Consider the following 26460-nt stretch of genomic DNA (forward strand, 5'->3'; position numbering starts at 1 on the left):
TAACAGGAGGCGGGATGGCGGCGGACTGGCGGGAGCGGAAGAAGGCCCGGACGCGGCAGCGGTTGCAGGAGCAGGCGTTGCGGTTGTTCATCGAGCGTGGTTACGAGGCGACGACGGTGGAGCGGATCGCGGCGGCGGCCGGGGTGTCGCACATGACGTTCTTCCGGTACTTCCCGACCAAGGAAGACGTCGTGCTCAGCGACTCCTACGACCCGCTGCTGGTCGCGGCGATCCGCGCGAGGCCGCGTACCGAGGAACCGGTGAGCCGGATCCGTGCGGCGGTGCGTGAGGGCCTTGGCGCGATCTACGCGTCCGACCGGGACGCGTTGCTGACGCGGGTTCGGCTGACGCTGCGGACCCCGGCGTTGCGGGCACGGCTGTGGGAGAACCAGGTCGCCACGCGGGACCTTCTCGCGCGTGCGCTGGTGGACGGGGAACCGGACTTCACCACCAGAATCCTGGCCTCGGCGTGCCTCGCCACGCTGACCACGGCGCTCGAGGAGTGGGTGGCCGCCGACGGTTCCGCCGAACTGCCGGACCTGATCGACGACGCGTTCCGTGCGCTCGACGGGCGGCGGGGGTCGTGACGGTCATCGAGGTCGAGGACCTGCGCATGCGGTACCGCGGCGCCACGGCGAACGCGGTGGACGGGATCTCGTTCACCGTGGCCGAGGGCGAGGTGTTCGGGTTCCTCGGGCCGAACGGTGCCGGGAAGTCGACCACCCAGCGGATCCTCACCGGTCTGCTCCGCGGGCACGAGGGACGCGCCGACGTGCTGGGACGGCCGGTGGCGCGGTGGGGAAGGGACTACTACGAGCACATCGGTGTCGGGTTCGAGTTGCCCGCGCACTTCTCGCGGCTCACCGCGCGGGAGAACCTGGCCGCGTTCGCCGGTTTTCACCGCGGTCCGGTCGACGAGCCGGGCGGGTTGCTGGACCTGGTCGATCTCGGGTCGGCGGCCGACCGGTTGGTGGGGGAGTTCTCCAAGGGGATGCGGATGCGGCTGAACCTGGCGCGGGCGCTGGTGAACCGGCCGCGCGTGCTGTTCCTCGACGAACCGACGTCCGGCATGGACCCGGTGCACGCCAGTCTGGTCCGTGACCTGGTCCGCCGCCAGGCCGCGCAGGGACGCACGGTGTTCCTCACGACGCACGACATGGCGACCGCCGACCAGCTGTGCGACCGGGTCGGGTTCATGGTGGACGGACGGCTCGCCGCTGTCGACACCCCGCGCAACTTCCGGCTGGCTCACGGAAAACCGTGTGTCGTGGTCGAGTACCGCGACGAGAACACGGTACGGCGGGAGGAGTTCCCGCTGTCGGGTATCGGCGAGGACCCCGATTTCGCCGCGTTGCTGCGTGCGTATCCCGTGGAGACCGTCCACACCCGCGAGGCGAGCCTCGACGACGTGTTCGTCGCCGTCACCGGCGGGCGGTTGTGAACCGTCTCCGCGCTGCCGTCGCGCTGGAGTGGACGGTGGAGTGGCGGTACCGGATTCCCGCGGTGGCGCTCGTCGTGACCGTGGTGTGGACGGTGGTGTTGGCGGCGCTGCCCGCGTCGGTGGCGCGCGGTGCCGGTCCGGTGATCCTGACCGTCGACACCGCGGCCTTCGGCGCGTTCTTCATCGCCGCGCTGGTGCTGTTCGAACGCGACGAGGGGGCGCTGGCCGCGTTGACGGTCAGTCCGGTGCGGTTCGGGGAATACCTGGGCGCGAAGGTCGGTGGTCTGGCCGGGCTGTCGGTGGCGTCCGCGGTCCCGGTCGCGCTGGCCGCCGGGGTGAACCTCGCGGCGGCACTGGCGGGTGTGGTCCTGCTGTCGGTGCTGTTCCTGACGGTCAGCTTCGCGCTCGTGGTCCGGCAGCCCTCGCTCACCGCGTTCCTCACCGTCGCGCCGCTGCCGCTCGCGCCGCTCATCGCGGCACCGCTGGCCCACCTGACCGGCCTGCTCGACCACCCGCTCCTGTTCCTCGTGCCCACCACCGCGGCCGCCGACGTGATCCAGGGCCGTCCGCATCCCGCGGGGCTGGGCTACCTGCTGCTGACCGTCGCCGCGGCCGTTCTCGTCGCCCGTGGCCGCTTCACCCGCGAGCCGGTGGGCGGCCCACGCGGGGGACGGTCGCACCACAAGCCCTGGCGTCCGCGAGGGTGGCTCGCCGCGTTGACGGGGATCGACCGCCGGACGTCGGTGCGTAGCGCCCTGCTGACCGTGGTGCTCGCGGGGCCCGTCCTGCTCGCCGTCGCACTGCGGCTGGGCTACCCGCCGCTCGTGGGATACCTGCGCGACCGGTTCGGCGTCGATGTCACGCCGTACCAACCCGTTCTGGTCGCGTCGCTGCTCCTGCTGCACGTGCCGTTGATCACCGGCATGGTCGGCGCGCTGCTGGTGCTCGACGACGTCGACGACCGAACCCTGCTGGTCGTGCGGGTCAGCCCGGTCGGAGTGCGGCGCTACCTCGCGTACCGGGTGGTGGCGGTCGCGGCGGCGGCACTGCTCCTGCTCGTCGTCGCGGTGCCCGTTTCCGGGCTCGTGCCCGGCCTGCCGCTGCCCGCGGTGGCGCTGGCCGCGGCGCAGGCACCGCTGATCACCCTCGCCACCGCCGCCGTGGCACCCAACAAGGTCGAAGGACTCGGCTGGCTGAAGATCCTCGGGCTGCTGCCCACCGGGATCGCGCCCGCCATGTGGTGGCTGCCCGACGCCGCCCAGTGGCCGCTGCGCGTGGTGCCGCACTACTGGACCGTCGACGTCCTGTGGCACCCCGGCCCGCTCGGTCTGCTCGCCGGCACCGTCCTCACCGCGATCGCCGCCGTCCTGCTGACCCGCCGGATCCTGCGCCGGTTCGACGCGCACTGACCCCGGCTTGTGTTCCCGGTGGTCTGTGCGGCATCTTTACCTGCGGCGCGCCGGGAAGTCTGGTCGGCACACCCTCTGGGGTGGATGGGTGTTTCCGATGTGGACGGGGTGTGTCCGTGGCGCTTGTGCTCGCGTTCGGGGTAGTGCTGCTCATCAGCGTGTCGTTGTCCGGGGTGGCGGCGAGAACGGTCCTGTCGACGGCGTTGCTGTTCCTGCTGGCCGGTGCCCTGATCGGGCAGGGCGGCCTGGGCCTGGTGGACATCCCGTCCGACGGGGCGTTCGTGACCGGCCTCGCCGACCTCGCGCTGTTCACGGTCCTGTTCACCGACGGCCAGCGGGCCGGGTTGCCCGCGCTGCGTGAGGGCTGGCGGCTGTCGGGCAGGGCGCTGGGGCTCGCGATGCCGCTGACGATGGTCGGCATCGCCCTGCCCGCGCACTTCCTCGCCGGACTGGACTGGCCCACCGCGTTCCTGGTCGGCGCGATCCTGTCACCGACCGACCCGGTGTTCGCCGCCGCGATCGTCGGCCGGGACGACGTGCCGCTGCGGTTGCGACGGCTGCTCAACGTCGAGTCGGGTCTGAACGACGGGCTCGCGCTGCCGTTCGTGCTGATCTTCCTCGCCACCGCGGCCAACCGGGACGCGCACCTCGGCGAGGTGGCGCTCGAGCTGGTCGCCGGTCTCGCGCTGGGCATCGCGATCCCGGCCGTGGTCGTGCTCGCCTGGCGGCTGCGGATCCTCACCGCCGAGCCACGGCTGCAGGCGCTCGGCCCGCTCGCGATCGCCGTCATGCTCTACGCCGCCTGCCACCTCACGCACGCGAACCCGTACCTGGCGGCGTTCGCGGCCGGTTCGACGATCGCCACGCTGGACCACGTGGCTGCGGAGCGGTTCGAGCACTTCGGTGACCTGCTCTCGGAGGTGACCAAGTTCGCCGCCCTGCTGGTGTTCGGCGCGCTGATCACCCCGGACCGCCTCGGCGACCTGTCCGTGGGCGACTGGCTGGTCGCCGTTATCGCGATCCTGCTCGTCCGGCCCGCGGCCATGCTGCTGTCATTGCTGCGCACCACGCTGCCCGCCCAACAACGGTGGGTCGCCGCCTGGTTCGGGCCCAAGGGCTTCGCGTCGGTGGTCTACGGGCTGCTCGTCCTGCAGGCAGGCCTCCCGGCCGGGGACCACGTGTTCGACCTCGTCGCGATCACCATCGCGCTCTCGATCGTCCTGCACTCCTCGACCGACGTGCCGATCGCCAAGGCACTGCGCGTCGAACCGCCCGACAACCTGCCGCCGGGCAACGCGCCCCTGACCGACCGACCTGGCTGACGTGATGTCCTCGCTGTGCTGAACCGCGTCGACGCGACGCGGTCAGTTGGCGTTGGCGAAACGTTCGACGTCGGCGATGGCGCCGACGACCAGGATGAGGTCGCCGTACATGAGCACGGTGTCCGGGGTGGCGTAGGTGAAGCCGGCGTCCGGCCCGTCGGTTTCCTTCTTGACCGACACGATCGTGACCCCGTACTTGGCGCGCAGGCGCGACTCGTGCAGGGGGACGCCGACCACGTCGTGCGGGGGTTTGGTCTTGACCATCGCGTAGTCGGTGTCGACCTCGATGTAGTCGAGCATGCGCCCGGTCAGCAGGTGCGCCACCCGTTCCCCCATGTCGTGTTCGGGGAGCACGACGTGGTGGGCGCCGACACGCTGCAGGATGGTGCCGTGCTGGCGGCTGATCGCCTTGGCCCAGATGTCCGGGACGCTCAGGTCGACCAGCAACGACGTGGTCATGATGCTGGCCTCGATGTCGGTGCCGATGGAGACCACGACCCGGTGGACGTCGGGCACGCCGAGTTGGCGGAGCGCGTCGATGTCGGTGGTGTCGGCGGTGACGACGTGCGGCAGCTCGCCCGCGAAGCTCTGCACGATCTTGCGGTCGCTGTCGATCGCGAGGACGTTGGTGCCGAGACTGGACAGTTCCAGGGCCAGCGCGCCGCCGAAGCGGCCGAGCCCGATGACCACGACGGTCTCGTCCTTGAAGTCAGCCAACGATCGTCCTTTCCTCAGGGAGTTCGAAGCGGCGGGTCCGTTGCCGCAGCGCCAGTGCCGAAGCGAGGGTCAGCGGTCCGACACGGCCGAGGAACATCAGCGCGCTCAGCAGTACCTTGGCCGCGGGCGGCAGGTCCGCGGTGATGCCGGCGGACAGGCCGACCGTGCCGAACGCGGACACGACCTCGAACAGCACCAGCTCGAGAGTGTGGCGGGTCATCGCCAGCATCAGCAGCACCGACAGCGCGACCGCGCCGATGCCGAGCAGCGCGACGGCGAGCGCCTGGCGCTGGTTGGTTTCCGGTACCTGGCGGTGCCCCACGTTGACCTGGGTGTGGCCGCGCATCTCCGACCAGATCACGAACGCCAGCAACCCGAACGTGGTCACCTTGATCCCGCCCGCGGTGCCGCCGCTGCCACCACCGATGAACATCAGCAGGTCCGTGGTGAACAGGCTCTCCGGTCGCAGCGCGGCGATGTCGATGCTGTTGAAGCCCGCGGTGCGGGTCATCGTGGAGTGGAAGAACCCGGCGAGGAGCTTGCCCGGTCCGGACAGTGGCCCCAGGGTGGCGGGGTTGGTCCGCTCCAACAGGATGGTCAGGACGGTGCCGACGACCAGCAGCGCGACGGTCAGCACGACGGTGATGCGGGTCAGCACGGACCACCGGGAGGGGCGTCGCCAGGAGCGGAGGAGTTCGAACACCACCGGGAAGCCCAGTCCGCCCACGATCACCGCTGCCGCGATGGTCAGGCTCACCCACGGATCGGTGACGTAGTCCATCAGGCTGTTGCGGTGCACGGAGAATCCGGCGTTGTTGAACGCCGAGATCGCGTGGAAGACCCCGTGATAGACCGCCTCGCCCCACGGCCGTGCGTAGCCCGTGGCGAACCGGATGGTCAGCACCACGGCCACAGCCGCCTCACTGACCAGGCTGAAGACCACGATGTTCCGCACCAGCCCGCCGATGCCGGTCAACCCGGGCGTTTTGGTCTCCGCCTGGGCCAGCATGCGGCGGCGAAGGCCCAGCCGTCGTGCCACCAGCACCGTGAGCAGGGCGGCGAGGGTCATGATGCCCAGCCCACCCACCTGGATCAGCCCCAGGATGACCACCTCACCGAACGCGGACCAGTGGCTGCCGGTGTCCACTGTGACCAGTCCGGTCACGCACACGGCCGAGGTGGCGGTGAACAGCGCGTCCACGAGCTCCGTGCGCTGCCCGGACTCCGTCGCCAGCGGCAGGGACAACAGCACGGTGCCGACGGCGATCGCCGAGGCGAAGCCTGCCACGACAACCTGGGTCGGATGCCGCCATCGCTCCGTGCCCGGCCTGTTGCGTCCGATCACGCGCTCACGTCCACGTGCTTCATGACCGATCGCCACGACTGCTCTTCGTCGACGGATGTGGTTCCGGTTGCCGATGATCGACCGGAACGAGATTAGGGAGTCCTGGTTGCCTCGCCGCTCATCTTTGCGCGTTCTTAACGTCACGAATTTGTGAAAATGCTGTAGTTTGTGAAGCTATGATGGGTTCGGGTGTGGTCGCCAGGGACGTGGTCCTGGCGGATGCCGATCGCCTGTCGTCTCGCCTGTCGTCCTCGCACGCGGGCGCTCGCCGCGCGGACTCCGACCCGCCGGCCCGGTAGACACTCCGCCTTCTCGTGTTCTTCGACCGGCTGCCTGGTGACGATGCCCCAGGTGGCGGTTTCGCATATCCGCCCGTGCGCCGGTGGTTCCGGCGTGCCTGTCAACGAGGACCTGCCATGTCCGCTGTCATGCCCGCACAGGCCGACGCCGCCATCGTGGTGTCGGGCCTGGACAAGTCGTTCGGTACCACCAAGGCACTCGATCGGCTCGACCTGACCGTGCGCACCGGTGAGGTGCACGGCTTCCTGGGGCCGAACGGGGCGGGGAAGTCGACCACGATCCGGGTACTGCTCGGCCTGCTGCGGCCCGACGCGGGCACCGCGTCGGTACTCGGCGGCGACCCCTGGCGTGACGCCGTGGCACTGCACCGGCGGCTGTCCTATGTGGCCGGTGACGTGAACCTGTGGCCCAACCTCACCGGGGGAGAGGCCATCGACCTGTTCGCCCGGCTGCGCGGTGGTTTCGACCGCAAGCGCCGGGACGCGTTGTGCGAGCGGTTCGACCTGGACCCGACGAAGAAGGGCCGCACCTACTCCAAGGGCAACCGGCAGAAGGTCGCGATCGTCGCCGCGCTCGCGTCCGATGTGGAACTGCTGGTTCTCGACGAGCCGACCGCCGGCCTGGACCCGCTGATGGAGTCGGTGTTCGCCGAGTGCGTCCGGGAGCTGAAGGCCGCCGGGCGGACCGTGCTGTTGTCCAGCCACATCCTGGCGCAGGTCGAGGCCCTGTGCGACCGGGTCTCGATCATCCGCCTCGGTCACATCGTGGAGTCCGGGTCGCTGTCGGAGCTGCGGCACCTGACCCGGACCACGGTCACCGCCGAGACGACCCGGCCCGCCGACCGGCTGGCCGACGTGCCCGGCGTGCACGACCCGGCTGTCCGGAACGGACAGATCCGGTTCGACGTGGACACCGAGCACCTCGACGAGGCGATCGGGCACCTGCACGGCCTCGGCATCCGGTCGCTGGTCAGCCAGCCGCCCACGCTCGAGCAGCTGTTCATGCGCCACTACGGCGATGACACCGACGCCGACCACACCACCGCTCGGAACGCCCGATGACCACCACGACCACGCGGACGGCGGTCACCGCGCAGGACCGCGGCAGCGCACTCACCGGCACGGGCGCCCTCGTGCGTTTCATCCTGCGCAGGGACCGCGTGCGCATCCCCGTGTGGCTCGCTGCCCTCACCATCACCACGGTCGGCACCGCGCAGAGCTTCCAGGACCTGTACGGCGACGACGCGGACCGTGCCCGGACCGCGGAGACGATGGGCACTCCTGCCGGGCTCGCGATGACGGGGCCCGCGCACTACCTGGAGAACTACACGCTCGGTGCGATGATGAGCCACCAGATGCTGGGCTTCATGGCGATCATGGTCGGGCTGATGAGCGTGCTCGCCGTGGTCCGGCACACGCGGGCCGAGGAGGAGACCGGCCGCGCCGAGCTGGTCCGCGCCAACGTCGTCGGCCGTCACGCGCACCTCGTCGCCGCGCTCGTCGTGGTCACCGCGACCAACGTGGTGCTGGCCCTGCTCATCGCGGCAGGCCTCGGCGGGCTCGGCATGGCGGGCATCACCTGGCCGGGCGCGCTGCTCTACGGTGCGGCACACGCCGCGGCGGGCATCGTGTTCGCCGGAGCGGCGGCGGTGACCGTGCAGATCACCGATCACTCGCGCGGCGCGTCCGGGCTGGCGCTCGCGGTCGTCGGCGTCGCCTACGTCCTGCGCGCGGCCGGCGACGTCGGGGACAACGGGCTGTCGTGGTTGTCGCCGATCGGGTGGATTCAGGCGACCTGGGCGTTCCTGGAGAACCGGTGGTGGCCGCTGCTGCTCGCGCTGGCACTGGCCGCCGCGCTCGTGCTGGTGGCGTTCCGGCTCAGCGTCCGTCGCGACGTCGGTGCGGCTCTGCGTCAGCCGCGCCGCGGTGCGGCGGCCGCCTCGAACGCGCTGGCCAACCCGATCGGGTTCGCGCTGCGGTTGCACCGCGGCCTGATGTTCGGCTTCGGTGTCGCGATGCTGCTGCTGGGGATCACGTACGGCTCGATCCTCGGTGAGGCCGAGGACATGCTGGCCGGGATCGACGTGTTCTCAGACGTCATCGCCGAGATCGGAGGCGCGTCGGTCGCCGAGTCCTTCGCCTCGATGGTCATGGTCATCATGGCGATCATCGCGTCCGTCTACGTGGTCATGGCCGCGCTCCGGCCCCGGGCCGAGGAGAACGCGGGCCGGGCCGAGCCGGTGCTGGCGACCGCACTGTCCCGCACCCGCTGGCTCGGCAGCCACCTCGTCGTCGTCCTGATCGGATCGGTCGTGATGCTGCTCGCCGCGGGCCTCGGGATCGGTCTGTCCGGCGCGTCGTCCATGGGTGACGCCGCCATGGCCGGGAAACTGGTCGGTGCGTCGCTGGCCTACCTGCCCGCGCTGTGGGTCATCGCCGGGGTCGCGGTCGTGCTGGTGGGACTCGCGCCCCGCGTCGCGGCGCTGGCATGGGTCGTTCCGCTGTACGCTTTTCTGGTCGGTTACCTCGGTCAGATCCTCCAGTTCCCGACCTGGATGAACAACCTCTCCCCGTTCGGCCACATCCCCCAGCTGCCGGTCGACGACCTCGACCTCGTGCCTCTCGTGGTGCTCACCGGGCTGGCCGCCGTGCTGGCGGCGTGCGGCCTGCTCGCCTTCCGGGAACGGGAGGTCAACGTCACCTGACGTCGATGCGGTGCGCGTGGAACCGGTACCCCTGGTTGGGTTCGGTGACGAGGTGCCGCGGGCTGGCCGGTTCCGGTTCCAGCTTGCGCCGCAGCTGTCCGACATAGACGCGGACGTAGTGGGTGTCTGCGTAGTGGTCCGATCCCCAGACGTTCCGCAGCAGCTCCCGGTGGCTGACGAGGCGTCCCTCGTGCTGGACGAGCAGTTCCAGCACCCGCCACTCCGTGGGGGTGAGGTGCACCTCGGCACCGTCCCGCCACACCCTCTTCGTGTCGAGGTCGACGGCGAACGAGCCGGTGTCGACGATGCCGCGGCGCTGGTCATCCGTCCGGGACGTGGTTCGCCGCACAGCCGCGCGGACGCGGGCGAGGAGCTCGTCGATGCCGAACGGCAGGGTGGCGTAGTCGTCGGCGCCCGCGTCGAGGAGCCGCACGGCCTCCCGGGCGTCGTGACCGGCGGACAACGCGATGATCGGCGCGCCGGTCAGGCGCCGCAACGCCACGACCACACCGGCACTGTCCATGTCGGACAGTTCGACGGCGAGCAGCACCACGTGGGGCTGGACACTGGCGGCGGTGTGGATCGCGGCACGTCCCGCGGTCTCCGTGACCACCTGGTAGCCGCGCGCGGTGCAGGCGATCCGCAACACGTCGAGGGTATGGGGATCGTCGGCGACGATCAGTGCGATCGCCATGGTTCCGTTCCGGGCATTCCCGTGTGCTTTCAGGCGAGGACGAAGTACCGCAGCCACAGGTAGGGCGCGGCGATGGCGATGGTGATCGCGGTGATCACGGCGCCTTTCCTGGTGAACTCCCAGAACGAGATCGGCGTGCCCGCGCGCATGGCGATGCCGAGGACGACGACGTTGGCGCTGGCGCCGACCGCGGTGAGGTTTCCCCCGAAGTCCGCGCCGAGCGCGAGCGACCACCACAGCGCCTCGGAGTGGACCGGGTTGCCGATGTCGCCTGCCAGTTCGAGCACGATGGGGCTCATCGTCGCCACGTACGGGATGTTGTCGATGATCCCGGACAGGACGGCGGACACGACGAGGATCAGCATGACCGCGGTGAGCGCGTCGCCTCCGGTGGCGTCGGCGGCCAGTCCGGCGAGCTCGCCGATGACGCCGGTCTTCACCAGGGCGCCGACCATGATGAACAGCCCTGCGAAGAACAGGAGCGTCTCCCACTCGACGCTGGCGAGGTAGTCCTTCGGCCTGCTGCCGGAGATCAGCACGAGCACACCGGCGCCGAGCAGCGCGACCACCGAGGGCTCGATGTGGAACACCGAGTGCCCGATGAACGCGGTGAACACCGCCGCCAGCACGAGCCCGCACTTGACCAGCAGCCGGGTGTCCTGGATGGCTTCGCGTTCGTTCAGCTCCATGACCCCCGCTGCCTTGTCCGGGTCGACGGCGAACGAGCCGCGGAACAGCCAGGGCAGGACGAGCGTGAACACGGCGAGCTCGATCAGGACGATCGGTGTCATGTGGACGAGGAAGTCGTTGAACGTGAGCCCGGCGCGGCTGCCGATGATGATGTTCGGCGGGTCGCCGATGAGGGTGGCGGCGCCGCCGATGTTGGAGGCGAGCACCTCGGCGATGAGGAACGGGATCGGCTTGATGTCGAGTCGTTCGCAGACGAGCAGGGTGACCGGGGCGATGAGCAGGACGGTGGTGACGTTGTCGAGGAACGCGGACGCGACCGCGGTGATCAGGACCAGCAGGATCATGATCCGCAGCGGGGAGCCCTTGGCGCGTTTGGCCGCCCAGATCGCGGTGTACTCGAACACGCCGGTGCGCCGCAGGATCCCGACGATGATCATCATGCCGAGCAGCAGGAAGACGACGTCCCAGTCGATGCCGGTGTCGTGTGAGTAGAACGCGTCCTCGGACCCGACCACGCCCAGAGCGAGGACGATGGCGGCCCCGCCGAGCGCGGCGGCGGTCTTCGGGATCCGCTCGGTGGCGATGAACAGGTAGGCCACCACGAACACGGTGATGGCGATCCCGGTGCTCACACCGCCCCCTGGGCAGGGGCGGCCGCCGAGACGGCTAGCGCGGAGTGAGGGCGAGCTGCAGGAGCCGGGACGCGGTGATCACCCCGACCAGTTCGTCGCCGTCCATCACCGCGGCGAGGGGGCTGCGCAGACGGGCCATCACGGCGGCGACCTCGACGATCGTGTCGTCGGCGTTGACCGTCGCGGGCTCCGGCGCGTCGTCCGGCACGAGTGCCCGGACCGTCTTGCCGCGCAGCTTGTCCGCCACCCGGTCGCACATCCGCTCGGACAACACCCCGGCCAGCGACGGGTCGTCCTGGACATAGCTGGGCACGAGGATCCGCACCACCTGGGAGGACGGCAGCACCGACACCGGTTTGCCCGCCGTGTCGGTGACGACCAGCCCGGGCAGGCGGCGTTCCGCCATCCGCGTGACCGCGTCCCACGCGTCGGACTCCGCGTCGACCACCGGGAAGTCCTCGGCCATCTCCTTGGCGTGCATGGTCGCAGCGTACGACGAACGTGGTGGCATCGGCACGACAAGGTTGGGACAACACCACTGGGCGGCTCCGGGGTCGACATCAGGACACCGCCCCCGGCCGGGGACGGTCGCCGACCAGACTTCCCGGCACGCCGCGCACAAAGATGCCGCAAAGATCCATGGATCGCAAACGGGTGACCGTTTTGCCCGAAGTGCTCGCCGGGGTCAGCCGTGGCGCCGGATCATTTTTATGCCGCCCTTATGCCTTCCTGGTCAACTCCCGCGCCGCGACCCTCTGCGATCTCGGCGCGCGGATACCATGTTGTGTCCATGCCGGTCGATGTTGATCAGGAGGACTGCGTGGCGGAACTCGTGCCGGCGATCCTTCTGATCGGCGGCTTCCTCCTCCTCGCGGCGGTGCTGCGATTCGTGGGCCGGGGCCGTTGGCGCTGACCGGCGCGGGGGTCTCATGTGGACCATCACGTCATCGTTCTCGTCACGCTCGGAAAATCAACTCCTTATTCGCATCGATTCTGTGCGTTAAGGTGCGATTGTGAAGGTCGCCATCGCCGGCGAGACCGGACCCGACGAGCGGCGGGTCGCGCTCGTGCCTGGCCTGGTGTCGCGCCTTGCCGAAGCAGGTCTGAAGGTCGTGGTCGAGCCGGGTGCCGGTGCGGCCGCGGGATTCCTCGACGACGACTACCGCGACGCGGGCGCGGCCGTGGACACCGGTGCGCTGGACGGCGCCGGGGCGGTGCTGTCGGTGCGGCCGATCGGCACACACAGGCTCGACGTGCTCGCCCCGAACGCGATCACGGTGTCGTTCCTGCCCGTGGCGCAGGAACTGGACCGGGTGCGTGCGCTGCGCGACGCGGGGCACACCGCGTTCGCCATGGAGCTGGTGCCGCGCATCGCCCGCGCGCAGGCCATGGATGCCTTGTCCTCGCAGGCTTTCGTCGCCGGATACCGGGCGGCGCTGGTCGCCGCCGAGCGGCTGCCGAAGTTCCTGCCGCTGGCGATGACGGCGTCCGGCACGATCCCGCCCGCGCGGGTGCTCGTGCTCGGCGCCGGTGTCGCGGGACTCCAGGCCATCGCCACGGCGCGGCGGCTGGGTGCGTTGGTGCACGCGTACGACGTGCGCGCGGCCGCGGCGGGGGAGGTCCGCAGCCTCGGCGCGGAGTTCGTCGACCTGGAGTTGCCGACCCTGGAGGGCACCGGCGGGTATGCGAGGCAGATGGGGGAGGAACGCGCGCGGCTGCAGCGTGAACTGCTCGCACCCCACGTGGCCGCGGCCGACGTGCTGATCACGACCGCCGCGGTGCCCGGGCGGTCCGCGCCGCTGCTCGTGACCGCGGAGATGGTGGCCGCGATGCGGCCCGGGTCGGTCGTGGTGGACCTCGCCGCCGAGTCCGGCGGCAACGTCGAGGGGGTGAAGCCCGGCGAGGAGATCACGGTCGGCGGGGTGCTGCTGTGGGGTGCCCGCAACGTGCCCAGCCAGCTGCCCGCGCAGGCGAGCCGGCTCTACAGCACGAACGTGGTGAACCTGCTGCTGCTCATGCGTTCCGGCGAGACCCTGGCGCCCGACTTCGACGACGAGATCATCTCCGCGTGCTGTGTCACCCACCGCGGCGAGGTCCGGCACGCGCCCACGAAAGACCTGCTCGACAACAGCGGTGGAGAGGAGCAGTCCTAAGTGGATGGAATCGCGCTGCTGACGGTCTTCGTGCTGGCGGTGTTCGTCGGCTACGAGATCATCTCGAAGGTGTCCTCGACACTGCACACCCCGCTCATGTCCGGCTCGAACGCGATCAGCGGCATCGTGCTGGTCGGCACGGTCGCGGTCGCCGCGCACACCGAGTCGACGGCGATCTTCGTGCTCGAGCTGGTCGCCATCGTGCTGGCCACGGTCAACCTCGTCGGCGGGTTCGTCGTGACCGACCGCATGCTCCGGATGTTCCGCGGCAGGGACAGGAAAGAACGGGAGCCCCGGTCGTGAGCGAGAACTGGACGGCCCTGCTGTACCTGGTCGCCGCGGTCTGCTTCATCCTCGCGCTCAAGGGACTGTCCTCGCCGAGGACCGCGCGGGTGGGCAACCTCGTCGGGGCCGCGGGCGCGCTGGTGGCGGTGCTCGTCGTGTTCGCCGCAGAACGCCCGGACCGGCTCGTGTGGATCCTGCTGGCGATCGCGGTGGGCGGTGCGATCGGCACCGCGGCGGCCCGGCGCGTCGCGATGACCGCGATGCCGCAGATGGTCGCGTTGTTCAACGGTGTCGGCGGCGCGGCGGGCGCCCTGGTCGCGCTGCTGGAGCTGGCCGAGGGCACCTCGGACGACCTGGCACACCTCGCGGTGACCGCGTTCACCGTCCTCATCGGGTCCATCACCTTCTCCGGTTCCCTGCTCACCTTCGCCAAGCTGCAGGAGCTGATCACCGGCCGCCCGATGCTCTTCCCCGGCATGCGCTGGGTGGCGGTCGGGACGGTCGCGGGCGCACTCGCCACCGGCGTCTGGGTGGCGGTCAACGGCTCGATGCTCGGCGCCGTCCTGCTCGCGGTCCTGACACTCGGCGTCGGCCTGCTGCTGGTGCTGCCGGTCGGCGGCGCGGACGTGCCCATCGTCATCTCGCTGCTCAACGCGTTCAGCGGGATCACGGTGGCGGCGAGCGGGTACGTCCTGTCCAACACGCTGCTGATCGTCGCGGGCACGCTGGTCGGCGCGTCGGGCACGCTGCTGACCAAGATGATGGCCGACGCGATGGGCCGGTCGCTGACCAACATCCTGTTCGGCGCCTTCGCGGGCGGGTCGACGCTGGGCAGCACCACCGAGTCCGATCGTCCCGTGCGCTCGGCGGGCCCGGAGGACGTCGCGATCCTCCTCGGCTACGCCCGCAAGGTGGTCGTCGCGCCCGGCTACGGACTCGCCGTCGCCCAGGCCCAGCACACCCTGCGCGACCTCGCCGACGAACTGGAGCAGCGGGGGATCGAGGTCACCTTCGCGATCCACCCGGTGGCCGGGCGGATGCCCGGGCACATGAACGTCCTGCTCGCCGAGGCCGACGTGCCGTACGACAAGCTCAAGGAGATGACCGAGGTCAACCCGGAGTTCCGCAGCACGGACGTGGCACTCGTCGTCGGCGCGAACGACGTCGTCAACCCGGCCGCGCACTCCGCGCCCGGGTCACCGATCTACGGCATGCCCATCCTCGAGGTCGCCAACGCCGACGCCGTCGTGTTCCTCAAACGGTCCATGCGGCCCGGCTTCGCGGGCATCGAGAACGAGCTCCTGTACGACCCGAAGACAACACTGCTGTTCGGCGACGCCAAGGAGTCGCTGAGCAAGCTCGTGGCGGCGGTGAAGTCGTTGTAGTCCGATCGGCGGAACGGCACGCGTCGCCAGGCTGCCGCACGCCCGTCGAGGTTCACCGGCGTCCACATGTGATGATCATCACCCGCATCGTGCGGTCACGGCCGCCGACTCTGGTGCCGACGACGGCCGCGGGCTTTGATGGGCTGACGACCAGCAGTTTCTGCCGGGAAGGACGCGGTATGCAGCCCCAGTCGCAGCGTGAACCGTCGCCGCCGGCGCGGCCCGTCATCGGTCGTGACGACCTCGTGACGCGCGTGGTCGAGGCCATCGCGGCCGGTCCCACCCTGGTGTTGATCGAGGGCGAGCCGGGCATCGGCAAGACCCGGCTGCTGCGCGAGGTGCTCGGGCACCCGGACATCGCCGACCGCCGCCAGGTGGTCGGGGCCTGTCCGCCGCTGGACCGGCCCTTCCTGCTGAGCGCCGCCCTCGACGGGGTGCGCAGGCTGCGCGACCGGCTCGGGCACGCCGACCTGCGGTCCTTCGGCCTGAGCAACCTGTGCGGCGCGCTGCTCCCGGTGTTCCCCGAGTGGGCGGGCGAACTGCCGCCCGCACCGGAACCGCTGGACGACAGCGCCGCCACCCGGCACCGCCTGTTGCGGGCGCTCACCGAGCTGGTGGCGCGGCTGGGCGCCGACCTCGTGGTCATCGAGAACGCGCAGTGGGCCGACCGGGCGACCATCGAATGGCTGTTGCTGCTGGCCAGCGACCTGGACAGTGAGTGCTCGCTGGTCGTCACCTACCGGCCCGCGGACGTCGACCGGGACTCCCTGCTGTGGGGGCTGACCTCCCGGATGCCGGAGTCACACGGACTGCTCCGGGTCGCGCCCGGCCCGCTCGACGTCGACCAGGCCCGCAGGCTGATCGACGACATGCTGGGCGGTGACGGGGTTTCCGAGGAGCTCGCGGCCCTCATCCACGACCACACAGACGGCGTTCCGCTGGCCGTCGAGGCGACGGTGCGGCTGCTGCAGGACCGCGACGCCGACCTGCTCGCCACCGGCGCCGTGAACCGCAAAGTGTTGTCGGAGTTGACTGTTCCCCGCACCATCGCCGACTCGGTGCACAGACGGCTGTCCCGGTTGCCACCGGACGCCGTGCGGCTGCTGGAGGCCGCGGCGGTGCTGGCGCATCCCGCCGACGGGACCGTGCTGGCCGAGGTGGCGGCCCTGCGGCCGGAGCGCGGTGAACCTGCCCTGGACGCGGCGCTGGAGTCCGGAATCCTCGGCGAGGCCGATGTCGCCACCTACGGTTTCCGGTACGCGCTGGAGGCCCGTGCGGTGCTCGACACGGTCCCGCCGTCCGGGGTGCGCACCCGGCACGCCAGGGCCGTGGCGTCGCTGCTGCGTCATCACCCCCAGGACCTGGACCGACTGGCCAGGCACTCGCGCGGAGCAGGCGACATCAAGGCCTGGTGCCGCTACGGCGAGGCGAGCGCCGATCGGGCGGTCGCCGCGGGCGACGGCCGCGGCGCCTTCCTCACGCTGCTGGAGCTGGTCGAGGAGGCGAACCACCCGATCGACCGGCACCTCCGGCTCGCCGACAAACTCGGTGACGCCTGGTTCTACGGTGAGGACGCGCTCGGGGAGTTCGCCGACCGCGTCGCGACGGCGCTGCGGAAGCTGCTCGAGTCCGCGGAGTGCGGCCCGAGGGAGCGGGGCGAGCTGCGGCTCCGGCTGGGCCGGGCGCTGTGGAGCGCGGGCCGGGCAGGCGAGGCGATCGCCGAGTTCGAGGCGTCGGTGCCGGACCTCGAAGTCCACCGCCCCGACCTCGCGGTCCGGTCGATGCTCAACCTTGCCTTCCCGTTCGCGCCCGGCTGGGCGCCGGAGCGGCACCTGCGCTGGCTGGACCGGGCGACCGAACTGGTCGACGCGGCGGGCAGCCCGGTGGAGCGGGCGGCCACCGCCGCGCACCGGTCCACGTTGATGCTGTTGTTCGGTGCGGAGACCGCCTGGCCCGGTCCGGAGTCCCCAGCGGGGTTGACCCCGTCGCAACGGGCCGCGACGGCGGCCCGGACGTTGGATCACGCCATCGCCACCGTGGCCTGGGGTCGCTATCCCGACGCCCGCCACCTGCTTGACGACGCCAGGCGGATCATGGCGGACGCGAGTCCGCAGGCGCTGGCCGTCAGCGCGCAGGTGGTCGCCGCCGGCCTGCGGTGGAACACCGGCGGCTGGGACGGGCTGCTCGACGAGGCGGCAGCGCTCGCCTTCCGTGCGGTCCGGGGCGACGAGCGGATGTGGGCCTACGCGGTGGCCGGTCAACTGGCCATCGCCGTCGGCTCCCACGCGGTCGCCGAACGGCACCTGCGGGCCGCGGTCGACAGTGGCGCCGGCGCCGTCCTCATGCCGCAGCACACGATCGCGCCTGCCGGGCTGGCCAGGCTGCTGCTCGGGCGTCGCCGGGTCGACGACGCCCTGCGGGTCACCGAACCGGTGTTGGCGGTCATCGCGGAGAAGGCGGTCTGGCACTGGTCGGCCGACATCCTCGGCGTGCACGTGGAGAGCCTGCTCGCCGCAGGCCGCGGACCCGCGGCCGAGCGCCTGGTCGACGAGGTGGCGGACTGGCACCGCGGCCGCCGGATCCCGGCGTCGTCCTCGGCACTCGCCGTCTGCCGGGGGTTGCTCGCCCAGGGCGACGACCCCGTCTGCGCGGCCGGGCTGTTCGCGGACGCGGCCCGGCAGTGGGCCCAGCTGCCACGTCCGTATGACGCACTGCTCGCCGCCGAACGCCAGGGCCGGTGCCTGCTCGGCGCGGGCGAGCTGTCGGCGGCGGTCGCCCTGCTGCGCGAGACCGAGCAGCGGTTGCGGGACCTGGGGGCGAGCTGGGACGCCGACCGGGTGGTGCACACGCTGCGCGAGTACAACGTCGAGATCGCCCGGACCTGGCGGCGCGGACCGCTGGGTTACGGCGACGAACTGTCGCCACGGGAGATCCAGGTGATCGAACACGCGGCCCGCGGGATGACGAACAAGGAGATCGCCGTCGCCCTGTTCATCAGCCCCCGGACCGTCGGCCAGCACCTGTCGAAGGCGATGCAGAAGACGGGCGTGGCCTCGCGGACGGCGCTGGTCGTGGCCGCCACTCACGCGGGGCTGATCCGGCCGCCGTCGCCAGCGGGGCAGAAGCCGGACGGCCGGGTGACCGGCCGGTAGGTCATAACCAATAGGTCATCTGACCGCTCGCCCCGGCCCGGTGCGCTCGGGAATCCTCCGAATCCATGACCATGAACCATCCGCCGCGCCGAACACCGCGTGTCACAGCCGCGCTGTCGGCGGCAGGCCTGATGCTCTCCCTGCTGGTGGTGTCGCCGCCGACCGCCGGAGCGGCGGCCGAACCGGACACGAAGCCGGCAGCCGACAAGATCGCGCCGGACCTGACCGAGAAGTTCGCGGCGGCGCCCGGCGAGGCGCAGGACTTCTGGATCACCTTCACCGCCGAAGCCGACACCGCCGCCGCCCGGGACGTGCGGTCCTGGGACAGCCGGGGTGCGCTGGTGGTGGATCGACTGCGCGCCACCGCGAAGAACAGCCAGGCCGCGACGATCGCGCGGTTGAAGAAGGAGAAGGTCGAGTACACCTCCGTCTGGATCACCAACGCGGTCCGGGTCGAGGACGGCTCACTGGGCCTGGCCCACGTCCTGGCCGCCGACCCGGGCGTCGACCGGATCCTCCCGCCGCAGGAGTACGAGCCCCCGGCCCCGGTCTCGTCGGAACTCAGTGAGAACCGGGTCGGCGTCAACGCCGAGGCCGAGCCCGAATGGGGCGTGAAGAACATCCGGGCCGACCAGGTGTGGCGGGACTACGGGGTACGCGGCGACGGAGTCGTCATCGGCAGCATCGACACGGGTGCGCAGTTCGACCACCCCGCCCTGGCCGGTTCCTACCGCGGCTACCACGACGACGGCACGTTCAGCCACGACTACAACTGGTTCGACGCGACCGGTGCGTCCGACTTCCCGACCGACGACAACGGCCACGGCACCCACACGATCGGCACCATGGTCGGTGACGACGGTGCCGCCAACCGGATCGGGGTGGCCCCCGGCGCGACCTGGATCTCCGCGAACGGGTGCGCCAGCTGCTCCGACACCAACCTGATCGCCTCGGCCCAGTGGATGCTCGCACCGACGAAGGTCGACGGCACCGCCCCCGACCCGGGCAAGAGACCCGACATCATCAACAACTCGTGGGGAACGAGGGTCCCGTCCAACGACCCGTTCATGGAGGACATCCAGCAGGCCTGGGCCGACGCCGGCATCTTCGGGGTGTGGTCCAACGGCAACAACGGCCCGAACTGCGCGACCTCCGGCTCCCCCGGCTCCCGCACCATCAACTACTCGGTCGGCGCCTACGACGTGAACAACGCCATCGCCCCGTTCTCCTCCCGCGGCGCCGGGCAGGACGGCGAGATCAAGCCGAACATCTCGGCGCCGGGCGTGAACGTCCGGTCCAGCGTGCCGGGGGGCCGCTACGCCATCTACAACGGCACCTCGATGGCCGCGCCGCACGTCGCCGGTGCGATCGCGCTGCTCTGGGCGGCCGACCCCACCCTGGCCGGCGACGTGGCGGGCACCCGGCAGCTGCTGGACTCGACGGCCGTCGACACCGCGGACGCCCAGTGCGGCGGCACCGCCGAGGACAACAACGTCTACGGCGAGGGCCGGCTCGACGCGATCGCGCTGCTGGAGGGGACGAACCAGGGTTCACTCGGCACGCTCACCGGCACCGTCGCCAGCACGTCCGGTGCGGCCGTGCCCGGCGCCACCATCCGGCTCACGGCCGGTTCGACCGTCCGCTCGTCCCGTTCCGACGACACCGGCGCGTTCACCCTCAGGATTCCGGCGGGTGAGTACAGCGCCGCGGTGACGGCCTTCGGGTTCGAGGAGGCCACCGAGACCGTGACCATCATCGCCGGTGGCACCGCCACCCTGGCGGTGTCGTTGGTGGCGTTGCCCGGCTACACGATCAGCGGCCGGGTCGTCGACGAGAACACCGGGGTCGCCCTGCCGAACGCCACCGTGTCGGTGGCGGGCTCGGTCTACTCGGCGGTCACCGACCTGGACGGCAACTACGCGATCGAGAACGTGCCGGCTCCGCGCACGCACCTGGTCACGATCGACGCGGGCATCTGCGGCGACCGGAAGGTCTTCCGCAGCGTCGAGCTGGTGGACGCGGACGTGTCGCTCGGGCCGGTCGTGGTGCCCCGGCGCGCGGTCGACGGTCGAACCGGGAACCAGATCGGCACGCCGTACGGCTATGACTGCGTCGTCGAGAAGCGCACCTGGACGCCAGGGACGGACCCGGTCGAACTGACGCCGAACCCTGACGCCCGCAGTACGGTCGGGGCCGAGCTCACACTGCCGTTCGAGTTCCGGTACCAGGGCTACCCCATGACGAAGGTCGAGGTGAAGAACCAGACCACCGGTCTGACGGAACTCGGCTTCTGTGTCGACGAACCGCGCTGGCATGCGATCCGGGCAGACGACAACTGCCCACCGACGCCGAGAATTCAGCTCGACACCGAACTGTGGCGGCTGGAGGGTTCGGAGGTGCGGACCGCGACGACCGGCACCGCCCCGCACCGGGCGTTCACCATCGAGTTCCACAACTTCGTGGTCGCGACGACAACCTCGAGGATCGATCTCGCCGTCGTCCTGTACGAGGGCGGCGACATCACCATCGGCGCCGATCGCGTCGATCCCGAGGTGGCCGCGGCGATGTATGGCGGCGCGATCGTTTTCATGACCGGCAGCAGTGGCAGCCCCACCACCATGGCCTGCTGCACGCACGATTACCTCCAGCCCTCGAACGCCGGGAAATGGCCATGGCGGACCAACGACACGCAGATGCGGATCGACCTGCCCGATGCGGGCCTGGTGCAGGGCACCGTGACCGACGCCGCGACCCGTAAGCCGATCGCGGGAGCGTCGGTCGACATCGTGGACGGCCACGGGCGGCTGCGGTGGCGTTACCGCACCGACTCGCTCGGCCGGTACCGGGCGGAGATCTTCACCGGGCAGCGCTACACCGTCTCGGCGATCAAACCCGGTGGCTACCCGACCCGGTCGGCCACCGCGACCGCGGGCATCACGGCGGCCCAGACGTCCGCCACCGCGAACGTGTCACTGACCTCGGCGTCGCCCACCGTGAAAACCGTCCAGACGAGCGCCGGGTCGACCACCTTCCAACTCGGGAACAAGAGCAAGGAGCAGTACGACTGGCAGGCGGCGATCCGCAACCCGGTGGACACGGCCGCCCCCGCCACCCAGACCGGCCGGGTGAACATCCCCTTCGGGATGTACTCGATGGCGATCGAGGAGGCCGACAACAGCTGGTGGGTCTCCCTCGCGAAACTCGACGGCACCCACAAGATCGCCGAGTACACCACCGGTGGGGTGGCCACCGGGCGGACCATCCCCACCGAGGAGATCGTGCGTTCACTCGGCGTCGACCCCCGCACGGTCGACGTGCGAGACCTCGCCTTCGTCGACGCCCTGGAGGAGATCTGCTTCGTCTTCAACAAGAACGTCAACGGCATCGTCTGCGCCAAGGCCGCCACCGGCGAACTGGCCAGGATGATCCGGTTCGACGTCCCGCAGGGAGGCGGCGTCAACGGGCTGGCCTACGACGAGGACACCGACCGGTTCTTCGTGGAGCTCAACCCCGGGGTCAACACCCGACGCGCACTGGGCACGGAGATCCTGACCGTGGCCGGGTGGCGCAGCGCCGCTCCCGGGACCGTGCGGAACCGGTGCGTGATGTACGGCGTCGACGGGATCGGCCTCGCCTACCAACCCGGGTCCGGGTCGCTCTGGAAAACCACGCCGGGCGCACTGGCGACGCCGCCGTACCTGGTGCGGGTGGACCCGCGGTCGTGCATCGAGCTGGCGACGCACCGTCTTGCCGCCGGGACGCCGCAGCTGCTCCGGGGCACCGACATCCGCGACGACGGCACGCTACTCAGTAGCGGCTTCGCGGCCGAGGCGGTCCTGGCACACGCCACCGGCGACGATCTGCTCGCATCCGCGCCCTGGCTCAGCCTGTCCCAGACCAGCGGGGTGCAGGACCGCCGGGCGACATCGATCACCGCCACCCTCGACGCCGGCCTGCTTCCGCCCGGTGTCACCGGCCACGTCGACGTCGTGATCCGAGGCAACGGCGGAGAAGAACGGGAGCTGACCGTCCCGGTCCAGGTTCCCTGACACGACAGGCCCGACCGACACCAGTACCCACACCCAGCGGTGGGACGATGCCGCAGGGGTCGAGCATCCGGTGCTCGGCCCCTGCGGCTGCGAACGCACCCATCGCGTGAGTGGACAGTCGGCCCCTCGCTCAAGCCAGGATCACCCGATCGAGTTCGCGGGGTAACGCCGCATGCGGGCCGAGCGACCTTCGTGTCAAGCGTACGTACGTCACGGCCAGAGGACGAGGTCCAGGCACAACGATCGATCCCACCCGTTCGTCGGAGGGAGACAGTGTCGTGCGTACACACATCACATCCGAACGTTCCACGCTCTTCCGGCTGGCGATGGCCAGGTCCTGGGCGAGCGCATGGCCCGTCGAGGCCTATCGCGCTGACGACGGGGAGGCGACCTTCTTCGCCGCCGGCGAACTTCTCGTCAACGCCGCCGACACGGAAACCGTCGACGACCTCCTCCGCCGCGGTGGGCGGGTCGTGCGTGCCGCTGAGGATCCGGCGATGCCGGACGAGTTCCGCGCGCTCGGCCTCGGCCGGGACGACGTGGACATGGCGGGACTGCCCAGGACCGTCAAGGTCCTGTTCGACGACGTGCCGCGGGCGCCGGAGAACGTGGACGAGGTGCTCGCCCGTGGTTGGCCTCGGGCGGAGCGGACGGAGTGGACCTCGGAACCCGCGCGAGCGCTGGCGGCGCTGATCGCCCCGATGCGGGCGGAGGGCAGGCGAGTCAGCCTGAACCTCGTGCTGCGACCGAGGACGTTGCCGCTGGCGACCCCGCTCGAGGGTGCGGGCCTGGTGTACCCGCGCGACCCGTTGCGGTGGGAATGCGTGAACCAGCGGTCGCGGATCGCCGACGCGTGGTACCTGGTGGAGTCGATGCGGCTGATGCGTTCGGTGTCGGCGGTCGAGTTCATCGGCGTCTGCGACACCGGGTTCGATCCGGCCGCCGCCAACGACATCGGTGCCGGCCTGGTGAACTGGAACGCCGTCGCGGACGCGCCGGGACTGCCGCCGAACAGTGGCACCACCTTCCACGGCACCGAGGTGGCGAGTGCCGCGGCGGCGGTGGTGGGCAACAACGTCGGCGCGGCCGGCGCGGGTGGCACGGTCGCGATGCCCGCCCTCTTCCACGGCAACACCGTCGACGCCGCGCTGACCACGATCATCCGGTGCACCCAGTGGGGCATCCGGTTCGTGAACTTCAGCTTCGGGCACCTGCTCGACCAGGACGACATCGAAGACGAGTGGACCGACACGTTCGACTGGGCCGCCGACAACGGCGTCCTCATCGTGTGCGCCGCCCCGAACGAGAACGTCAACCTCGCAGGCGACCAGGGCGACTTCCCGAGCACGGTCTCGGCCAGGGCCATCGCCGTCGGCCGGCTCATGGAGGACGACACCAGGGCGAACTGCGCGTACGGGCCCGGTGTCGACCTGTGGGCGCCTGGCACGAGGATCCCGGTCGTGCCGACGCCGCTGGCTCCGATGGGCGGCCGGGTCGACGGCACGTCCTACGCCGCACCCTTCGTGTGTGGTACGGCGGCGATGGTGCGTGCCGTCAACCCGAACCTGAACGCGGACCAGGTGCGGGACGTGTTGTTCACCACCGCGTGGCAGAACGCCGGGTCACCGGACCGCGGGTTGCACGCCTACGCCGCCGTCCTGGAGGCGATGAAGTCGGGAATCGCCGAGGACATCTCGGAGGCCGCGCCCGAGCGCCTGTACCCGGCCGCGGACGGCACGTTCAAGCCGATCTTCAGCGACGGGTTCAACCGGTCCGGGGACACCGACACCTTCCTGTTCGACGTCAAGGCCTTCTCGCACGTGACCGTCGACCTGCGGTGGTACGACCGGTTGACGAAGGTGTTCGTCGACCTGGAGCAGGTCGCCGACGGCACCTCGGTCGAGACGGTGGTGACCTACCCGAGCCCAGGGCACGCGTCGATCGCCGCCGATGTCGGCTCCGGGACCTACCGGCTCACCGTGCGCGGGACAGGGACCAGCGCGTGCCTGCTCACCGGCCGGATCGCGCCGGGGCGCCTCCTGCCGGACCGCTTCGAGTCCAACAACACCTTCGAGACGGCGACCCGGCTGCGCGTGCTGCCCCGCGGCAAGTGGGAACTCGGTGCGCCCTTCACCGGCACCTGGGGCCCCGGATCCTTCGACCTCACCCTGCACACCGACGGCACCGGCCCAGGAACCCGGGACACCGACTTCTTCGTCATCGAGGTCCCGCGCGACGTCGGCGTCCTGCATCGGGCGGAAGTGCGGATCTCCCACAGCGACGAGCCGCTCGACGTCACCCTGCACGACGCGGCCCGGGCCGTGCTGGTCCACCATGCCAACGTCAGACAGGTCAGCATCGGGCTGCCGCTCGGCAGGACCGTCCACCTCAGGGTCACCGGGCGCACGCACACCCGCTACGGGTTGTGGGTCGGTGCGTACCTCGACGACGAGGTCTTCCACCGCCTGTGGCCCGAGGTGCGGCTCGTCCCCAAGTGGTGGGAGGAGAACATCGTCGACCGGTTCGTGAACCCGCGGGAGCACCGGGCGGTCGTGATCACCCCCGAGCTGCTCGCGGACGGCGTCCTCGCCCTGGGCGGTATCGACGGCCGGCCGATGCCCGACGGCGTTCGCCTCACGCTGCTCGACCGGGACGGCGCACCCGTCCGCGAGGCCGCGCACGCCGACGGGAGCTTGGTCATCGACCTCGACGGCGTGTCGGAAGGCGGCTACGTCCTGAGCGCGGACCTCGACGGCGCGGCACTGGACGCCGCCCGCTCCGGTGGCCTCGGACTCACCATGCGTCCGCCGTCGTCGAACGGCCGGCACCGCTGACGGCGCGGGCCTGACCCTTGTTGCACACCCCGGTTCGACCGGGCAACAACGCACCGCTGCGGCGGTCGCGCGCCGTACCGTCGCACCGACGTCGTCGGGTGGAGGTGCCGCCGTGGGTAGGGCAGTCCGATGGTTGGCCGCGTTCGCGGCCGTGGTGACCGGCTTGTCGTCGGCCAGTCCAAGTGCGGCGGGAGCGGAGCCGGCCGACCTGGTCGCGGAAGTGACCCAAGCGGCACGTGACCGGATGCCGGGCGCGTCGGTGACTCACTGGTCAAAGGCCGAGGTGCGTGTTCTGCGGTCCGAGGACGGGTGGGCGGTAGGCACGGTTGTCCTGGTCACGCGGCGAGGCTCGAACGTTCTGCCGAGGGACTGGCTGTTCGTCGCGCACCACGACGACGTGCGGAAGCGCTGGCGGATCGGCCTGGACGGTCAGCCCGAGTTCGCCGACCTGGCCAGTCACTCCCCGGTGCTTTCGGCGGGGGAGCGCACGGTGTTCGCCGCGCACGGCGGCCGCGCGAGCGCACAGGTCGACGGTGACTACCGGACGGGCATGCGCCTGCCGTGGGCGGTGGGCCAGTCGTGGACCGTGCTCGGCGGTCCGCACGCCTACGACGCCGGCAGCGGGCCGTGGAGTTCGGTCGACCTCGCGGGCGGTGATCAGCGGGTGCTGGCCGTGCGGGACGGGCTGGCCTACACGCCGTGTGTCGGCATGATCAGGGTGCTGCACCCCGACGGTTACGCGAGCCGCTACTACCACCTGTCCAACCATCTGTGGGCCGACGGCCAGCCGGTGTCGGCCGGCACGTACTTGGGTGACACGGGTACCGAAACCGGTTGTGGCGGCGCCGCCCGGGCACGGCACGTGCACTTCTCGTTGATGTACAACGGCGGTTTCATCGGCATCGCCAACCACATCATCGGCAAGTGGCTGTTCCGCAACGGTTCGGCGCAGTACGGCGGTTCCGCACTGCACGGCAGCACCTCGGTGCCGGTCGGCGGCCAGCTCTACAACTACGGTGCGCTCGGTTACACCCAGGGCATCGTCGATGCCGACGGTGCCACCACGGTGAACCGCCGCTCCGGACCAGGAACCGGTTACCCGCTGGTCGGCTCGGTCCGTGACGGTGCGACCGTCACCATCGGATGCTCGGCCAACGGCACCACGCACACCGGCCGATGGGGCCCGACCAGCCTGTGGAACCGGCTCACCGACGGCAGCTGGATCAGCGACGCCTACACCTACACCGGTGTCGCGGGCCCGGTGAGCGGGATGTGCACGGGGTGAGGTGCGGGGACCATGCGACGTCGAAGCAACGGACGCTCGTTTCGTACTTCCGCGTCGGGCACA

At 70.8% G+C, this 26460-nt stretch carries 19 protein-coding genes; 14 read left to right on the forward strand and 5 right to left on the reverse strand.

Features of this window, described 5'->3' with window-relative positions:
- Positions 1-14: 14 nt before the first annotated feature.
- The 4 genes from ACIBVP_RS36445 to ACIBVP_RS36460 all read left to right on the forward strand — a co-directional run bounded on the left by ACIBVP_RS36445 (position 15) and on the right by ACIBVP_RS36460 (position 4172).
- Positions 15-587 carry a TetR family transcriptional regulator gene (locus ACIBVP_RS36445; RefSeq protein WP_396111026.1) on the forward strand — a complete coding sequence of 191 codons (573 nt, stop codon included), beginning with the start codon at positions 15-17 and terminating at the stop codon, positions 585-587.
- Positions 584-1441 (forward strand): ABC transporter ATP-binding protein, encoded by an 858-nt coding sequence (locus ACIBVP_RS36450; RefSeq protein ID WP_396111027.1) that lies wholly within the window; start codon positions 584-586, stop codon positions 1439-1441. The genes ACIBVP_RS36445 and ACIBVP_RS36450 overlap by 4 nt, the downstream gene beginning before the upstream one ends.
- Positions 1438-2850: a hypothetical protein gene (locus ACIBVP_RS36455; protein ID WP_396111028.1), complete on the forward strand. Its 1413-nt coding sequence runs from the start codon at positions 1438-1440 to the stop codon at positions 2848-2850. The genes ACIBVP_RS36450 and ACIBVP_RS36455 overlap by 4 nt, the downstream gene beginning before the upstream one ends.
- 110 nt (positions 2851-2960) lie before the next feature.
- On the forward strand, positions 2961-4172 hold the full coding sequence (locus tag ACIBVP_RS36460; protein ID WP_396111029.1) for a cation:proton antiporter: 1212 nt from the start codon (positions 2961-2963) through the stop codon (positions 4170-4172).
- Between the two features lie 42 nt (positions 4173-4214).
- Here ACIBVP_RS36460 and ACIBVP_RS36465 read toward each other — a convergent pair whose 3' ends face one another.
- Positions 4215-4889: a potassium channel family protein gene (locus tag ACIBVP_RS36465; protein ID WP_396111030.1), complete on the reverse strand. Its 675-nt coding sequence runs from the start codon at positions 4887-4889 to the stop codon at positions 4215-4217.
- On the reverse strand, positions 4882-6270 hold the full coding sequence (locus ACIBVP_RS36470; protein ID WP_396111031.1) for a TrkH family potassium uptake protein: 1389 nt from the start codon (positions 6268-6270) through the stop codon (positions 4882-4884). The genes ACIBVP_RS36465 and ACIBVP_RS36470 overlap by 8 nt, the downstream gene beginning before the upstream one ends.
- A 380-nt stretch (positions 6271-6650) precedes the next feature.
- Between ACIBVP_RS36470 and ACIBVP_RS36475 the strand changes: the two genes are divergently transcribed.
- Both ACIBVP_RS36475 and ACIBVP_RS36480 read left to right on the forward strand, forming a co-directional pair.
- Positions 6651-7595, forward strand: a complete 945-nt coding sequence (locus ACIBVP_RS36475; RefSeq protein ID WP_396111032.1) for an ATP-binding cassette domain-containing protein — start codon at positions 6651-6653, stop codon at positions 7593-7595.
- Positions 7592-9238 carry an ABC transporter permease gene (locus ACIBVP_RS36480; protein ID WP_396111033.1) on the forward strand — a complete coding sequence of 549 codons (1647 nt, stop codon included), beginning with the start codon at positions 7592-7594 and terminating at the stop codon, positions 9236-9238. Before ACIBVP_RS36475 ends, ACIBVP_RS36480 begins: the two co-directional genes overlap by 4 nt.
- Here the strand turns inward: ACIBVP_RS36480 and ACIBVP_RS36485 are convergent.
- From ACIBVP_RS36485 to ACIBVP_RS36495, 3 genes are read right to left on the reverse strand one after another with little or no spacing between them, the layout of a single operon-like run.
- Positions 9231-9932, reverse strand: coding sequence for a winged helix-turn-helix domain-containing protein (locus ACIBVP_RS36485; protein ID WP_396111034.1), 702 nt, complete (start codon positions 9930-9932; stop codon positions 9231-9233). The genes ACIBVP_RS36480 and ACIBVP_RS36485 overlap by 8 nt on opposite strands.
- A 29-nt stretch (positions 9933-9961) precedes the next feature.
- Entirely contained in the window at positions 9962-11254 is a 1293-nt protein-coding gene (locus tag ACIBVP_RS36490) for an SLC13 family permease (RefSeq protein ID WP_396111035.1), read from the reverse strand.
- 34 nt (positions 11255-11288) lie between these two features.
- Positions 11289-11735, reverse strand: a complete 447-nt coding sequence (locus ACIBVP_RS36495; RefSeq protein ID WP_396111036.1) for a CBS domain-containing protein — start codon at positions 11733-11735, stop codon at positions 11289-11291.
- 309 nt (positions 11736-12044) lie between these two features.
- Here ACIBVP_RS36495 and ACIBVP_RS36500 point away from each other — a divergent pair, with 309 nt between their 5' ends.
- The 8 genes from ACIBVP_RS36500 (at position 12045) to ACIBVP_RS36535 (ending at position 26397) form a co-directional block, all read left to right on the forward strand.
- Positions 12045-12167 (forward strand): hypothetical protein, encoded by a 123-nt coding sequence (locus ACIBVP_RS36500; protein ID WP_396111037.1) that lies wholly within the window; start codon positions 12045-12047, stop codon positions 12165-12167.
- Positions 12168-12267: 100 nt separating this feature from the next.
- On the forward strand, positions 12268-13407 hold the full coding sequence (locus tag ACIBVP_RS36505; RefSeq protein ID WP_396111038.1) for an NAD(P) transhydrogenase subunit alpha: 1140 nt from the start codon (positions 12268-12270) through the stop codon (positions 13405-13407).
- Positions 13408-13710, forward strand: coding sequence for an NAD(P) transhydrogenase subunit alpha (locus ACIBVP_RS36510; protein WP_396111039.1), 303 nt, complete (start codon positions 13408-13410; stop codon positions 13708-13710).
- Positions 13707-15077, forward strand: a complete 1371-nt coding sequence (locus tag ACIBVP_RS36515; protein ID WP_396111040.1) for an NAD(P)(+) transhydrogenase (Re/Si-specific) subunit beta — start codon at positions 13707-13709, stop codon at positions 15075-15077. Before ACIBVP_RS36510 ends, ACIBVP_RS36515 begins: the two co-directional genes overlap by 4 nt.
- A gap of 179 nt (positions 15078-15256) precedes the next feature.
- Positions 15257-18229, forward strand: coding sequence for a LuxR C-terminal-related transcriptional regulator (locus ACIBVP_RS36520; protein WP_396111041.1), 2973 nt, complete (start codon positions 15257-15259; stop codon positions 18227-18229).
- Between the two features lie 65 nt (positions 18230-18294).
- Positions 18295-22278 carry a S8 family serine peptidase gene (locus tag ACIBVP_RS36525; RefSeq protein ID WP_396111042.1) on the forward strand — a complete coding sequence of 1328 codons (3984 nt, stop codon included), beginning with the start codon at positions 18295-18297 and terminating at the stop codon, positions 22276-22278.
- 278 nt (positions 22279-22556) lie between these two features.
- Complete coding sequence (locus ACIBVP_RS36530) at positions 22557-25112, forward strand: S8 family peptidase (protein WP_396111043.1); 2556 nt, start codon at positions 22557-22559, stop codon at positions 25110-25112.
- Between the two features lie 112 nt (positions 25113-25224).
- Positions 25225-26397, forward strand: a complete 1173-nt coding sequence (locus tag ACIBVP_RS36535; RefSeq protein ID WP_396111044.1) for a peptidoglycan DD-metalloendopeptidase family protein — start codon at positions 25225-25227, stop codon at positions 26395-26397.
- The last annotated feature ends 63 nt before the right edge of the window (positions 26398-26460 follow it).

Source organism: Actinophytocola sp. NPDC049390, from assembly GCF_044466355.1.
Taxonomy (GTDB): domain Bacteria; phylum Actinomycetota; class Actinomycetes; order Mycobacteriales; family Pseudonocardiaceae; genus Actinophytocola.